At 65.2% G+C, this 13,843-nt stretch carries 10 protein-coding genes; 4 read left to right on the top strand and 6 right to left on the bottom strand.

Annotated features, from left to right (window positions below; translation table 11 throughout):
• Positions 1–9: 9 nt before the first annotated feature.
• From FIU28_RS00185 to FIU28_RS00170, 4 genes are all read right to left on the bottom strand, one after another.
• Complete coding sequence (locus FIU28_RS00185) at positions 10–777, bottom strand: TIGR02186 family protein (RefSeq protein ID WP_143571106.1); 768 nt, start codon at positions 775–777, stop codon at positions 10–12.
• Positions 774–1,700 carry a sulfite exporter TauE/SafE family protein gene (locus FIU28_RS00180; protein ID WP_168202819.1) on the bottom strand — a complete coding sequence of 309 codons (927 nt, stop codon included), beginning with the start codon at positions 1,698–1,700 and terminating at the stop codon, positions 774–776. The genes FIU28_RS00185 and FIU28_RS00180 overlap by 4 nt, the downstream gene beginning before the upstream one ends.
• A gap of 271 nt (positions 1,701–1,971) precedes the next feature.
• Entirely contained in the window at positions 1,972–5,325 is a 3,354-nt protein-coding gene (locus FIU28_RS00175; protein WP_143571104.1) for an SEL1-like repeat protein, read from the bottom strand.
• Between the two features lie 248 nt (positions 5,326–5,573).
• On the bottom strand, positions 5,574–6,167 hold the full coding sequence (locus FIU28_RS00170) for a TetR/AcrR family transcriptional regulator (RefSeq protein WP_143571103.1): 594 nt from the start codon (positions 6,165–6,167) through the stop codon (positions 5,574–5,576).
• A gap of 34 nt (positions 6,168–6,201) precedes the next feature.
• On the opposite strand from FIU28_RS00170, the gene FIU28_RS00165 reads away from it, so the two are divergent.
• From FIU28_RS00165 to FIU28_RS00155, 3 genes are all read left to right on the top strand, one after another.
• Positions 6,202–6,576, top strand: a complete 375-nt coding sequence (locus FIU28_RS00165) for a nuclear transport factor 2 family protein (RefSeq protein WP_143571102.1) — start codon at positions 6,202–6,204, stop codon at positions 6,574–6,576.
• 27 nt (positions 6,577–6,603) lie between these two features.
• Positions 6,604–8,394 carry an acyl-CoA dehydrogenase C-terminal domain-containing protein gene (locus FIU28_RS00160; RefSeq protein WP_143571101.1) on the top strand — a complete coding sequence of 597 codons (1,791 nt, stop codon included), beginning with the start codon at positions 6,604–6,606 and terminating at the stop codon, positions 8,392–8,394.
• Positions 8,395–8,598: 204 nt separating this feature from the next.
• Positions 8,599–9,807, top strand: coding sequence for an acetyl-CoA C-acetyltransferase (locus FIU28_RS00155; RefSeq protein WP_143571100.1), 1,209 nt, complete (start codon positions 8,599–8,601; stop codon positions 9,805–9,807).
• A 164-nt stretch (positions 9,808–9,971) separates the two neighbouring features.
• Here FIU28_RS00155 and FIU28_RS00150 read toward each other — a convergent pair whose 3' ends face one another.
• On the bottom strand, positions 9,972–10,745 hold the full coding sequence (locus FIU28_RS00150) for an EAL domain-containing protein (RefSeq protein WP_143571099.1): 774 nt from the start codon (positions 10,743–10,745) through the stop codon (positions 9,972–9,974).
• Positions 10,746–10,843: 98 nt separating this feature from the next.
• Here FIU28_RS00150 and FIU28_RS00145 point away from each other — a divergent pair, with 98 nt between their 5' ends.
• Complete coding sequence (locus FIU28_RS00145; RefSeq protein WP_143571098.1) at positions 10,844–13,057, top strand: 3-hydroxyacyl-CoA dehydrogenase NAD-binding domain-containing protein; 2,214 nt, start codon at positions 10,844–10,846, stop codon at positions 13,055–13,057.
• A gap of 170 nt (positions 13,058–13,227) precedes the next feature.
• On the opposite strand, the gene gstA is transcribed toward FIU28_RS00145, so the two are convergent.
• Entirely contained in the window at positions 13,228–13,842 is a 615-nt protein-coding gene (gene gstA, locus FIU28_RS00140) for a glutathione transferase GstA (RefSeq protein ID WP_143571097.1), read from the bottom strand.
• Between the last annotated feature and the right edge of the window lies 1 nt (position 13,843).

Below are 13,843 nucleotides of genomic sequence, written 5' to 3'. Positions count from 1 at the left end.
CGACCCTCGCTAATCTCTTCGGAACACGACGGACGCCATCCAGCCGGTCATCAGCGCCATCAGCGCCGTCACCAGGCCGTAGAACAGACCGTGGTTGCGCGCGGCATTGGCAACGAACTGCTCGAAGCCGACCTTGACGATGTCGAAGGCGGTGTCGGCCTTCGAGATCAGCGCGCCATTGGCAAACAGCTTGATCTCGATGTCATAGGTGCCGATCGGCACTTCCGCGGGCAGCGGGATGCCGGTGCGAAACAAGGTCGGCGTCAGGAATGTGACCGCAGAGGTCGCTTCGCGATACAGGCCGTGCTCGCTGCGCAACCGAACGAAAGCACTGCGGAAAGCGTCGGTCGCCACCACATCGGCATAGTCGGTGCCGACCCGCTGCGTCAGCAGCACGTTGGACAGGCCAAGCTGCTGGCGGCGTTGCACGTCAGGCGGCGCGATCGCGTCGATCGGTCGGTTGGCGAACACCGAGAGATAGGATGGCACCTTCAGGAACTGGCGGGAGTCGGTGTTGATCCAGATCCCGAAGCGGCGTTCCTTGCGCCGCGTGACGAGGTCGGCGCGCGGGCCCGAGACGGTGACGACGAGATCGTAATTGCCGGTGACCGCCGGCGTCTTGTCGTCCTTCTCGACCGAGCCGAACAGCACCAGCTCCTCGCCGGCATAATTCGGCGTCACGGTGACGCGGTGGTTCGACACCGAGACGATCAGCCGCTCGGCCTGCGCGGGCGCGGCGAAGGCCATCGTCAGCAGGATCGCGGCGAGCGCCCTCATCCCGCACCTCCGGTCTCGCGGATGGTGAACAGGTCGGCCGGCTGGATCACCAGCTCGATGGCAAAGCGGATGCCGACCGCCAGGATCAGCAGGCCGAGCAGCAGCCGCAATTGTTCGCCGCGGATCTTCTGCCCGGCGCGGGCGCCGAACTGCGCGCCGGTGACGCCGCCGACCATCAGGATCAGCGCCAGCACGGCATCGACCAGATGGTTGGTCACAGCGTGCAGCAGTGTCGCGAACACCATGGTCACCAGCGTCAGCACCATCGAGGTGCCGATCACCGTGGAGGTCGGAATTCGCAGCCAGTAGATCATGATCGGGATCAGGATGAAGCTGCCGCCGATGCCCATCACCGCGCCGATGAAGCCGATCACCAGGCCGGTTGCGACGATCGGGATCACCGACAGATAGATCTTGGAGCGCTTGAAGCGCATCTTCAGCGGCAGGCCGTGGATCCAGCCATGGCTGCCCGAACGGCGCAGCTGGATGGTCTCGCCGCGGCGTACCCGTACGATGGCGCGCAGCCCTTCCCAGAACATCAGCCCGCCGACGGTACTGAGCAGCACGACATAGGACAGGGCGATCAGCAGGTCGAGCTGGCCAAGGTTGCGCAGCAGCGTGAACACGAAGACGCCAAGCGCGGTGCCGATGATGCCGCCGGATAACAACACGGCGGCCAGCGCGGGGTCGATCGCGCGCCTCCGCCAGTAGGACAGCGCGCCGGAGAATGACGAGGCGGCGATGTGGCTGGCGACCGAGGCGACCGCGACGGCGGGCGCGATGCCGACGAAGATCAACAGCGGGGTCATCAGGAAGCCGCCGCCGATCCCGAACATGCCGGACACGAATCCCACCGCGGCGCCCATCGCGAGGATCAGGAACACGTTGACGGGAATGTCGGCGATCGGGAGATACAGCTGCACGCGCGTTCGCTTCGGAATAGGGCCTCGAGACGGGCCGAAACCGCTCACGGCATGTTTGGCGGACGCGCGGATCGCGCCGCGCTCCCTGCATAACCGATTAGCCGCCGGAGCGGATTAAGGAAATCCTCATGGACGAGGTTTTTCGGCGGGCGCGATGACGCACTTCGCAAGGTGGTGAACGGTTTTGGTGAATGCAGGTGGCCTGCGACCCCCTTGTCATTCCGGGCTCGCTCGCCGCTAACGCGCTCGCGCCCCGGAATGACAGTGCTTTCTACTTCGCCGCGCGCTTGCCGGTTGCTTTCGCGGCGTCCGGGCCGTCCCAGCCGCCGGCGGGGGCGTGGACGTTGATGGCGTCGTCGGGCTGGCCTACCGGCGTGAAGGACTGGATCGCGAGCTTCGCTGCCGCCAGCGACGACGGATCGAGGCGCTTGGCGACGTCGTCGCGCTTGCGGCCGGCATCGGCGTCGCCCTGGGCGGCGGCGAGGCTGAACCATTTGAAGGATTCGGCAAGGTTCTGTTCGACGCCGATACCGCGGGCGTAGAGAATACCGAGGTTGAACTGGCTGTCGGCGACGCCGCGTTCGGCCGCCTTGCGGAACCAGAGCGACGCGCTCTTGTAGTTGGCGCCGCGGCCCGCGCCATCGGCGTCGAGCACCGCGAGATTGTGCATCGCCTTGGCGTTGCCACGCTCGGCGGCCTGCAGGTAATAGCGGCGCGCGGCGTCGAGGTCCTTTTTGCCGCTCATGCCTTTCTCAAACAGCGTGCCGAGCCGGAACATCGCCGGCACCACGCCGGCGTCCGCCGCGCGGCCGTACCATTTGGTGGCCTCGTCGAAATTGACGGCAACGCCCCTGCCTTCGGCATAGCGTGCGCCGATCTCGAAGGCCGCGGTGGCGTCGCCCTTCAACGCCGCGCTACGCAGCGCGCCGCCGATCGCGTCGGGCAGCTTCTCGCTGGCGGGGATCGGGACCGTCGCAAGCTTCTGGCCGCTCGGCGGCAATACCGGGACGGCACCGGCCACCGGCGGCTGCGGGGGCGTAATGCTGCCGGTCACGTCCGGCGAGATGTAGGGCACGGCGGGCGCCTGTGGCACCGCTTGCGGTGCCGGCGCGGGCTGCGTGGCGGGCGCCTGGGCGTTGAGCGACTGCCGGCCCATCGGGGTCGGCGAGGTCAAGGAGGGCATGGCCGGGGCGGGCGCTGCCGGCGCGCTCTGGGGCTCCGCCGGCTCGGCTTCTTCGAGCGGCTCGGCGTCCTGGGCCTGTTGCATGAACGGCGCCGTCGAGGGGCTGTCGAGCAGCGTCATCGCCACCTTGAACGAGCCGAGCACGATTACGACCACGCTGACGCCGACCAGCAGCGAGCGGATCTTGGAACTGATGGTCGAGCCCCCGGCCTCGGTGCCGGCAGGCTTCGCGGCGGGGCGCGATCGATCGGGGGCGGACGCGGCAGCGGCCTTGGCCGCGCGGCGCGCGGCGGCGATGAAGCTGGAGGCGTTGGCCTGCTCCTTGGCGTCAACGATTTCGCTGATCGCCTCCTCGGAGGCGGCAATGCGTTCCGACGGCGTGCCGACGCGGGCCTGCGGCCGGGTTCCCGGCTCCAGCGGGAAATCCGGCGGCAATTGGGCATCGACCGCCGGTCGCGAGGCCGCCGCACGGTCGGAGGAAGGCGGTATCCGGGCGGCCGACGGCGGATCGAGAATGTCGCTGATCGCCTTCGGAATCTCGGTTTTGGGCGTTTCGGTTTTGGGGATCTCGATTTTGAGCAGCTCGTTTTTCGGCGCCGAGAAGGCGGGCGCCGGCTCGTGCGAGATGGCGGTCGCCGCGAATTCGCGCGGCGCGGCATCGAACTGCGCCACCGGACCGGACCGGGCTTGCGGCGGCACCGGGGTCGGTTCGACCGGCAGCGCTTTGGGCGGGGTGGGCTGTACGGGATTGGCCAATTGCGGGCGCGGCGGCGGCGCCATGGTGGTCGGGCTGACCGTGGCGCGCGCCACCGGCGCGTGCGGGATCGGCGGCGCGGTCTTCACGCTGCGCAGGTCGCCTTCGATCATCGCCAGGCGATCGACCACATGGCCGAGCGTGGCGTGCACGACTTCCAGCGAATCCTGGGTGTGGCGGTCGGTCTCCGACTGGCTGAAGCGCATGTCGGACAGTTCGCGCTTGATGGTATCGACCAGCGCCGGGTCCATCGTCGGCAGGCTGCGGGCCTCGGTCAGTGCTGCGAAGCTCGCCTGCTGGCGCTCCAGATGGCGCAGAATGTCCTGCAGCCCGTCCTCGACGCGGCCGAGATTGCCCGCGCGCGGATCGCTGGTGGTTTCGATCCGCTCCAGCAGATAGGAGACGCGCTGCTCGAGATGCGCAAACGCCGCCGAACTGTCATTGCCCACCGGCAGATGGTCGAGCCGGTCCGACAGCGCCTTTAATGCGCCTTCGAGATGTTCGGAATTCGGCGCGGGCTGCGGCTTGTCGCGGTTTTCCAGCGCGGTGGTCAGCGTCATGATGCGCGCTTCGAGCGCGGCAAAGGAATCGCTGTGCTGGTCGGTGCGCGCCAGCTGGTCGACCTTCATCGACAGCGACTGCACGTCGCCGGCGAGACGTCCGAGTGCCTCGTTGGAGGCGACGTTGGAGACGATCGCGCGAAGCGCGGCGATGGCGCCTTCGAGCTGCTGCATGGTGCCGGGATCGTCGCTGGAGCGCACGATCAGGTCGATCTTGCCGCCGAGGTTGCGGATCGCGTCGTCGAATCCGGCGAGCTGTTCGGCCGGCGTCAGCCTCTGCAGCGTGGCGCGGATTTCGCCGAGCGCGCGTTCGACGCCGGCCAACGCCGTATTGTCGATGCCGCTCTGCTTGCTGTCGTCGATGCGCCGGGCGAGCGAGCGGATCTCGCTCTCGAGCGACTCGATGGCGCGGCGCGGCAGCGCCTCGGTGACGACGCTGCGGATTTCGGCGAGCTCAGAGCGGAAGGCGGCGATCGACTGCTCGATGCCGGTGTCGGGGCGCTGCAGCGCGTCGATCTGGCTGGTGATATGCGATAGCTGTCGCTCGATCGCAGATGTGTTCACGACAGGCGCGGCAGCGGCAGCGCGAGCCGGTGCGATCGGCGGCGCATTCATCCGTGGCACGCCGTCGAGCTCGCTCTGCCGCGCGGTGATTTCGGAGATCGCAAAATCCAGCGAGAACGGATCGATCGGTGGCGTCGGGTTGTAGACCTTTGCGGCCGCGCGCTCGACGGTGTCGTGGCTGTGCGGCGCAGGCGCGGCTTCGTTGATCTGCGAGAGCCGGGCGTCGAGCCGCGAGATCGCGTCGTTGAGCTGGCGGGCGACGCCGGGCTCCTGGCCGACGGGTTTTGCAAATTGTTCGATCTGCCGGGTGATGGCGTCGAGCCGGTGGTGGATCTCGGCGACGTCGGCGGCTTCGCGATGCGGCAAGGCCGGGCGCGGCATCAGCGGGGGCTGGTCGGTGCGCGCGCGTTGGTTCGGTGAGGTAAAGGACGGCGGCGCCGTATCGCCGATGGTCGAGTTCAGCCAGTCGCCGAGCGACATCCCGGCGCGGCGCGCAGCCGCTTCGGCCCGCTCGCGAACCGACGGCTCGATGCCTTCTACATTCCAGGATACGCGCGAATTCATTCCGGTTCCGAGCCTTGTTCAGCCTGTTCCCGGCCCCGCACGTCCCGATGACGGAACAATTGCGAACGGCGCGGGCGGTCTGCCTCTGTCCCGGACTTTTTCCTGTTACGGTAAATAACCGGTTAAGGATCGTGGCGGATCGGCCGTAAAAGTTAACTTCCGCATCATAATTGCCGATTCAGCCGGTCAGATCAGGCGCTTAGGGCAAGGCTGCCGAGCCGGCGGGCGCGGTCGTCGACATTGCCGGACTACCGCGTGAACAAGGCGCCGAGGTCGTCGACGTCAGCTTCGGTGATGGCGGTTTGCGCCTGATGCATCACGGCGGACTGGCCGATATAGGCCCAGTAGATGAACTCGGCGCGGGGCAGCGCCTTGCGGCTCTCGACCCCGGATTCGGTCAGCAGCTTGGCGATATAGGCCACCCGCTGCAGATCAACCGACGCCACCACGGCCGCGGCCGACGGGTCGGTGGTCGCCCATGACCGGATGGCGCGGTCGAGCCTGCGATCTTCCTCAAAACCGAGCCGCATCAAGGCGGTCAATCGCGCCGGCCCGGTGAGCGTGGTGTCGATATCGCGGATCACGCGGTCGCCGACACGCTCCCGCCATTCCCGCAGCAAGGCCTGGCGATAATCCTCGATGTCCTTGAAATGCCAGTAGAAACTGCCGCGCGACACGTCCAGCCCGGCGGCCAGTGCGCCGACCTTCAGGGCCTGTTCGCCCTGGCCAGCCAGCGTCCGCAGGCCATGCTTGATCCAGTCGGTGATGGTGAGGCGATCTTTCACACCCTCACCATACACATATGTATTGACGACCGCCACCCAGTCCGGGTAGTTTTCCATGCAGGGATGTATGGAAACGACAAGAGTGTTGGCGATGACCGGTCTCGACACCTGGTACGACTACATGCGCGGGCACGACCCGGCCGTGCTGTGGGATCTGCTGCATCCTGACGCGGTGTTCGAAAGCCCCGTCGTGCATACGCCGCAACGTGGCCGTGATATCGTCTTCAAATATCTCGTCAGTGCCGAAAAGGTGCTCGGCGGCGCCGGCTTCGCCTATCGCGGCGAATGGCGCAACGATCGCAGTGTAATTCTGGAATTCGATACAACGCTCGAGGGCATCGTCATCAACGGCGTCGATATGATCACGTTCGATAGCAACGACCGCATCGTTCATTTCAAAGTCATGGTGCGCCCGCTCAAGGCCATCAATGTCCTGCACCGCCTGATGGGCGAGCGTCTCGCCTAACCGTCGACCTCCATCTAAGGAACGCTCATGCCCAGCTATAAAGCCCCCCTCGAAGACGTCGGCTTCCTGCTCAACGACGTGTTCCAGTTCGACAACTACAACAATCTGCCCGGCTTCGCCGATGCCTCGCCCGACGTCCGCGAGGCGATCCTGCAAGAGGCGGCCAAGCTGTCCGAGCAGGTGCTGCAGCCGTTGAACCGCTCCGGCGACCTCGAAGGCTGCGTCCGCCACGCCGACGGCAGCGTCACCACGCCAAAGGGGTTCAAGGAAGCCTACAAGCAGGTCACCGAGGGTGGCTGGCTCGGCCTGTCGTCGCCGGCGGAGTTTGGCGGCCAGGGCCTGCCGGTGGCGCTCTCCCAGACTGTCAATGAATTCCAGTGCTCCGCCAACATGGCGTTCTCGATGTATGGCGGCCTGACCATGGGCGCCACCGCGGCGCTGGTCGTGCACGGCAAGCCTGAGCAGAAGGCAATCTTTCTGCCGAAGATGGTGAGCGGCGAATGGACCGGCACCATGAACCTGACCGAGCCGCATTGCGGCACCGACCTCGGCTTGCTGCGCACCAAGGCCGCGCCGCAGGGCGACGGCAGCTACAAGATTTCCGGCACCAAGATTTTCATCTCCGCCGGCGAGCACGATCTGGCCGATAACATTATCCATTTGGTGCTGGCGCGCATCGAAGGCGCACCTGCCGGTATCAAGGGCGTGTCGCTGTTCGTGGTGCCGAAGGTGCTGGTTAATGAAGACGGCTCGCTCGGCGCGCGCAACGGCGTCAGTTGCGGCTCGATCGAGCACAAGATGGGCATCCACGGCAATTCCACCTGCGTGATGAACTACGACAACGCCCAGGGTTGGCTGATCGGCGAAGAGAACAAGGGCATGCAGGGCATGTTCGTGATGATGAACGAGGCACGGCTCGGCGTCGCGGTGCAAGGTCTCGCGCAGTCCGAAGTCGCCTATCAGAACGCGGTCGCCTATGCGAAGGACCGCCTTCAGGGTCGCTCGCTGACCGGGCCGAAGGCGCCTGACAAGCCGGCTGACCCGATCATCGTGCATCCCGACGTGCGGCGCACGCTGCTCACCATCCGCGCCTTCAATGAGGCGGCGCGCGCGATGGTGGTATGGACCGCGCTGAAGAGCGACGTCGCGCATCGCAGCGAAGACCCGAAGGAGCGTCAGGCCGCCGATGATCACATGGGCCTGATGACCCCGGTGCTGAAGGGCGTGCTGACCGATGGCGGCTTTGCCAATGCGGTGTCGGCGCAGCAGATGTTCGGCGGCCACGGCTACATCGCCGAATGGGGCATGGAGCAGTTCGTGCGCGATGCCCGTATCGCCATGATCTATGAGGGCGCCAACGGCATCCAGGCGCTCGATCTGGTCGGCCGCAAGCTGCCGCGCGATGGCGGCCGTGCGGCGATGGCGTTCTTCGGCGAGGTCGCGGCGTTTGCCAAGGAGCACGGCGCCGACGAGGCGATGAAGCCCTATGTCGATCCGCTGTCGGGCGCGCTCGGCCATCTGCAGCAGGCGACGATGTGGCTGATGAACAACGCCATGATGAAGCCCGACAATGCCGGCGCCGGCGCCACCGATTACATGCAACTGTTCGGCCTGACCTCCTTCGCCTATATGTGGGCGAAGATGGCCAAGGTGGCGCAGGACAAGATTGCCGCTTCGGGGGCGACGCCGTATCTCACCACCAAGCTGGTGACCGGCCGCTTCTTCATGGAGCGGATGTTGCCGGAAACCTCGGTCCATCTAGCGCGCATCCAGACCGGTGCTGCAACGACGATGGAGCTTCCGGCGGAAGCGTTCTGAAGACAATACATACTCCGTCATTGCGAGGCCAAGGAAAGTTGGCTAGCCAACTTCCCTCTTAGCGAAGCGACGCGGCAATCCAGAGAGCCACAAGCGAAAGACTGGATTGCTTCGTCGCAACGGCTCCTCGCAATGACGGCTGATAGATCTGCATAAAAATTCGTCCGGCTCGCTCGCAGCCGGGACTCAAACGGGAGAAACCGAATGCCCGAGGCCTATATCTACGATCACGTGCGTACCCCGCGCGGCCGCGGCAAGGCCGACGGGTCGCTGCATGAGGTGACCGCGCTGGCGCTCGCCACCGCGCCGCTGAAGGCGCTGAAGGAACGCAACAACATCCAGCCCGGCACCATCGACGACGTCATTCTCGGCTGCGTCGATCCGGTCGGCGAGGCCGGCGGCGACATCGCCCGCATGGCGGCGCTGTCGGCGGGCTACGGCAATGACGTGCCGGGCATCCAGATCAACCGTTTCTGTGCCTCCGGCCTCGACGCGGTGAATTTCGCCGCGGCGCAGGTGATGTCCGGCCAGCATGAGATGACGATCGGCGGCGGCGCGGAATCGATGAGCCGGATCGGCATCGGTGCCTCCGGCGGCGCCTGGCCGGTCGATCCCTCGATCGCGGTGCCGGCCTACTTCATGCCGCAGGGCGTCTCGGCCGATCTGATCGCGACCAAATACGGCTTCTCGCGCGACGACGTCGATGGCTACGCCGTGCAGAGCCAGCAGCGTTCCGCAAAATCCTGGGAAGAAGGCCGCTTCGCCAAGTCGGTCATTCCGGTCAAGGACATCAATGGCCTGACGATTCTGGCCCGCGACGAGCACATGCGCCCGACCACGACCATGCAGTCGCTCGCGGCCTTGCAGCCGTCCTTCGTGACGATGGGCCAGATGGGCGGGTTTGACGCGGTAGCGATCCAGTCGCATCCGGAAATCGAGCGCGTCAATTATGTGCACCACGCCGGCAACTCGTCGGGCATCGTCGATGGCGCCGCCGCCGTGCTGCTGGGCTCCGAGGCTGCCGGCAAGAAGGCCGGCCTCAAGCCGCGCGCGAAAATCCGCGCCTTCGCCAATATCGGCTCCGAGCCGGCGATGATGCTGACCGGCCCGGTCGACGTGACCAAGAAGGTGCTGGAGCGTTCCGGCATGAAGCTGTCGGACATCGATCTGTTCGAGCTCAACGAGGCCTTCGCCTCCGTCGTGCTGCGCTTCATGCAGGCGTTCGAGATCGACAATGACAAGATCAATGTCTGCGGCGGCGCGATCGCGATGGGTCATCCGCTCGGCGCCACCGGCGCGATGATCCTCGGCACCGTGCTGGACGAGCTGGAGCGCACCGGCAAGTCGACCGCACTGGTGACGCTGTGCATCGGCGGCGGCATGGGCACCGCCACGATCATCGAGCGGGTGTAGTTCGGTCTTCCCCTCCCCCCTTGTGGGTGAGGGTGGCTCGAAGCCCGCGAAGCGGGTTCGAGACGGGAGAGGGGGCGCCACACGCGACGGCGTTTGTGGCTCCCCCTCTCCCGCCTTCGCTTAGCTCAGGCACCCTCCCCCACATGGGGGGAGGGGAAGCAAGTTCAACCCGTCGCGCGGACGGTGATCGGCGCATTCAGCAACGGTACTTCGGGTAGTGCCATCAGAGCAGGCTTGGCGAAATGATAGCCCTGGAACAGCGAGATGCCGGCGGCGCGCAGCAAGGCGAGTTCTTCGGCGCTCTCGACGCCTTCGCCGAGCACGGTGATTTCGAGTTCGCGCGCGATGCCGACGATGCCGGCGACGATCGCCTGCTTGGCGCGGCTGAGATGAATGTCACGCAACAGTTCCATATCGATCTTGATCAGGTCCGGCTGCAACCGCGCCAGCAGGCCGAGGCCGGCGAAGCCGGAGCCGAAATCGTCCAGCGCGGTCATAAAGCCGAATTCCTTGTACGCCTCGACGACCTTCTGCACATGCGCGACGTCCGTCATCCGTTCGTTTTCGGTGAACTCGAACATCAGGTTCCGGTACGGAAAGTTGACGCGCGTCGCGGCAGCCAGGGATTTCTGGATGCAGGCGGCGGGCTCGTAGACCGCGTTCGGCATGAAATTGATCGACAGCCGCAGATGCGGCTGCTTGAACAGCGCGCCGGCGGTCTCGATCGCCAGCACGCGTGCCGCCTGGTCGAAGCGGTAGCGGGTGGCGGCGGTGACCTGGCTCAGCACCGACCAGGCCGACTCGCCATTTGGGCCGCGGACCAGCGCCTCATAGCCCCAGACGCGTCCGACATTGAGGTCGACGATCGGCTGGAACGCCATCTTGAATTCGAACGGGAGCGGAACATCGTCCCGGCATCCCTCACACTTGCCACCCATGAAACCCTAACCTTCGCCTGACCCGTCTACTATTCAGATAACGACGACAACTGAATATCGGGTAAATGGCTTGTACGAACCGAACACAGGAGCGTCCGATGAGCTACGCAAACTTCAAGATCGAGACCGATGCCGATGGGATCGCCCTTGTCACGTGGGATATTCCCGGCCGTTCCATGAACGTGCTCGATGTCACCACCATCACGGAACTCGGTGCGATCGTCGATGCAACGACCGCGGACGCGGGTGTAAAGGGCGTCGTCATCACCTCCGGCAAGGAGGCATTTTCCGCCGGCGCCGACCTGTCGATGCTGGAGGGCATGGGCCGGTTGTTCGCCGAAACCAAGCAGACGAAAGGCGAGGAAGCCGCCCAGCAGATGCTGTTCGACGAGAGTCGCAAGCTGTCGCTGACGCTGCGCAAGATCGAGACTTCCGGCAAGCCGTGGGTCGCGGCGATCAACGGTCTGGCACTCGGCGGCGCGTTCGAAGTGACTTTGGCCTGCCACTACCGCGTCGCGGCTGAAAATCCGAAGACCCGGCTCGGCCTGCCGGAGATCAAGGTCGGCCTGTTTCCGGGCGGCGGCGGCACCCAGCGCATCGCGCGGCTGCTGCAGCCGCAGGATACCATGCAGATGCTGCTGAAGGGCGAGGCGCTGAACCTCGCCAAGGCCAAGGCGATGAAGCTGGTCGATGCGGTGGTGCCCGCCGGCGAGATGATTTCGGTCGCCAAGGAATGGATCAAGGCCGGCGGCAAGGCCGTGGCACCGTGGGACGAGAAGGGCTTCAAGCTGCCCGGCGGTCCGGTCTACTCCAAGCAGGGCATGCAGATGTTCCCGGCCGGCAACGCGATCTATCGCCGCGAGACCTTCGACAACTATCCGGCCGCGCGGGCCGTGATGCAGTGCGTCTATGAAGGCCTGCAACTGCCGATGGACGCCGCCCTTCGCGTCGAGTCGCGCTACTTCGCCAAGATTCTGCAGAGCAAGGAAGCCGCGGCAATGATCCGCAGCCTGTTCGTCTCGATGCAGGAACTGACCAAGGGCGCCCGCCGCCCGCAGAACATTCCGCCTACCAAGGTGAAGAAGCTCGCGGTGATCGGCGCCGGCTTCATGGGCGCCAGCGTCGGCTTCGTCTCGGCGCGCGGCGGCATGGACGTGGTGCTGATCGACCGCGACCAGGCCTCGGCCGACAAGGGCCTCGGCCATTGCGAGGCGGCGATCGACGCGCTGATCTCGAAGGGCCGTGCCAAGGAGGCCGACAAGGCGGCTTTGATGGCAAAGATCACGGCGACCGCTGATTTCGACGTTATTCGGGAGTGCGACCTCGTCATCGAAGCGGTGTTCGAGGATCGCGCGGTCAAGGCCGAGATCTACAAGAAGGTTCAGCCGCTATTGAAGGAAGGCGCGATCATCGCGTCCAACACCTCGACGCTGCCGATCAATTCGCTGGCCGAGGAATTCACCGACCAGTCGAAGTTCATCGGCATCCATTTCTTCTCGCCGGTGGAGAAGATGATGCTGGTGGAAATCATCGTCGGCAAGAACACCGGCGACGTCGCGCTCGCCACCGCACTCGATTATGTTCGCGTGATCGGCAAGACGCCGATCGTGGTGAACGATTCCCGCGGCTTCTTCGCCAATCGCTGCGTGCTGCGCTTCACTGCCGAAGGCCTGGAAATGCTGATGGAAGGCGTACCGCCGGCGATGATCGAGAACACCGCCAAGATGGCCGGCATGCCGGTCGGGCCGCTGTCGCTGTCCGACGAGATCGCGCTCGATCTGGTCTTGAAGATCATGAAGGCCACCGAGGCGGATCTCGGTTCGCAGGCGGTCGACCAGGCGCAGAAGAAGCTGATCGTCGAGATGGTCGAGAAGCAGGAGCGCTTCGGCCGCAAGAACGGCAAGGGCTTCTACGAGTATCCGCCGAAGGGCAAGGGGTCCAAGAGTCTGTGGCAGGGGCTTGGTGAGTTGATCCCGGCCTCGGTCGATCCCGACACGCTCGACATCGAGGAGTTGAAGCAGCGCTTCCTGGTGGTGCAGGCGGTAGAAGCCGCACGCACGGTGGAGGACCATGTCATCACCGATCCGCGGGAGGCCGATGTCGGCTCGATCCTCGGCTTCGGCTTCGCGCCGTTCACCGGCGGCACGCTGAGCTATATCGACTTCATGGGAACGAAGGAGTTCGTGGCATTGTGCCAAAAGCTCGAAGCCAAATACGGCTCGCGCTTCACGCCGCCGAAGCTGCTGGTCGAGATGGCGGCGAAAGGCGAGACGTTCTACGGTCGATTCCCGCCGAAGAAGCTCGCGGCTTGATCGTTCTTGCTTCCCCTCCCCCCTTGTGGGGGAGGGTGGATCGAACGCACGAAGTGCGTTCGAGACGGGATAGGGGGCGCCACAAGCTGTGGCGTTCGTGGCTCCCCCTCTCCCGCCTTCGCTTCGCTCAGGCACCCTCCCCCACAAGGGGGGAGGGGAAGATCAGAGTCTCACGCCGCCTTCATCAGGCCTTCCTTCGTCATCGCTTCCATGACCTTCGGGCGCGCGCCGACGCGGTCCTTGTAGGCGGCGAGGTTCTTGAATTCGGTGAGGTCGAGGCCCATCCGGTCGGCCCATTTCAGCATCACGAACAGATAACCGTCGGCGACGCTGAAATCCTTGCCAAGCAGGTAGTCTTTGCCCGCCAGCGCGCCGTCGATATATTTGAACTTGGCGGTCAGGCGGGTCTTGAAGAAAACCTTCACCTCGTCGTCGAACACCGGCTGGAACAGCGGTGAAAAGTTCTTGTGCAACTCGCCATTGATGAAGCCGAGCCATTCCTGCAAATGGCGGCGGGCGTCGCTGGCGATGGCCGGCGCGAGATTCTTGGCAGTGGCCTGATCCGCGATATATTGCACGATCACCGGACCCTCGGTGACCAGCTCGCCGCTGTCGAGGCCGAGTGCCGGGACCTGGCCCTTGGGGTTGATCGCCAGGTAATCGTCGCCATTTTCGAGCTTCTTGGCCTTGAGGTCGACCTTGATCAGATCGTAGGGCAGGCCGGCTTCCAGCAGCGCGATATGCGGCGACAGCGAACAGGCACCGGGCGAATAATACAGCTTCATC

This window comes from Tardiphaga sp. vice154 (assembly GCF_007018645.1).
Classification (GTDB): Bacteria; Pseudomonadota; Alphaproteobacteria; order Rhizobiales; family Xanthobacteraceae; genus Tardiphaga.
Note: the sequence above shows the minus strand (reverse complement) of the source record. Positions and strands in the feature narration are given on the sequence as shown.

What these genes read in the sequence shown, in the direction of transcription:
- gstA (WP_143571097.1), bottom strand. Translation starts at nt 13,842, where the DNA reads ATGAAGCTGTATTATTCGCCCGGTGCCTGTTCGCTGTCGCCGCATATC.
- FIU28_RS00175 (WP_143571104.1), bottom strand. Translation starts at nt 5,325, where the DNA reads ATGAATTCGCGCGTATCCTGGAATGTAGAAGGCATCGAGCCGTCGGTT.
- FIU28_RS00145 (WP_143571098.1), top strand. Translation starts at nt 10,844, where the DNA reads ATGAGCTACGCAAACTTCAAGATCGAGACCGATGCCGATGGGATCGCC.
- FIU28_RS00170 (WP_143571103.1), bottom strand. Translation starts at nt 6,167, where the DNA reads ATGGAAAACTACCCGGACTGGGTGGCGGTCGTCAATACATATGTGTAT.
- FIU28_RS00165 (WP_143571102.1), top strand. Translation starts at nt 6,202, where the DNA reads ATGACCGGTCTCGACACCTGGTACGACTACATGCGCGGGCACGACCCG.
- FIU28_RS00185 (WP_143571106.1), bottom strand. Translation starts at nt 777, where the DNA reads ATGAGGGCGCTCGCCGCGATCCTGCTGACGATGGCCTTCGCCGCGCCC.
- FIU28_RS00160 (WP_143571101.1), top strand. Translation starts at nt 6,604, where the DNA reads ATGCCCAGCTATAAAGCCCCCCTCGAAGACGTCGGCTTCCTGCTCAAC.
- FIU28_RS00155 (WP_143571100.1), top strand. Translation starts at nt 8,599, where the DNA reads ATGCCCGAGGCCTATATCTACGATCACGTGCGTACCCCGCGCGGCCGC.
- FIU28_RS00150 (WP_143571099.1), bottom strand. Translation starts at nt 10,745, where the DNA reads ATGGGTGGCAAGTGTGAGGGATGCCGGGACGATGTTCCGCTCCCGTTC.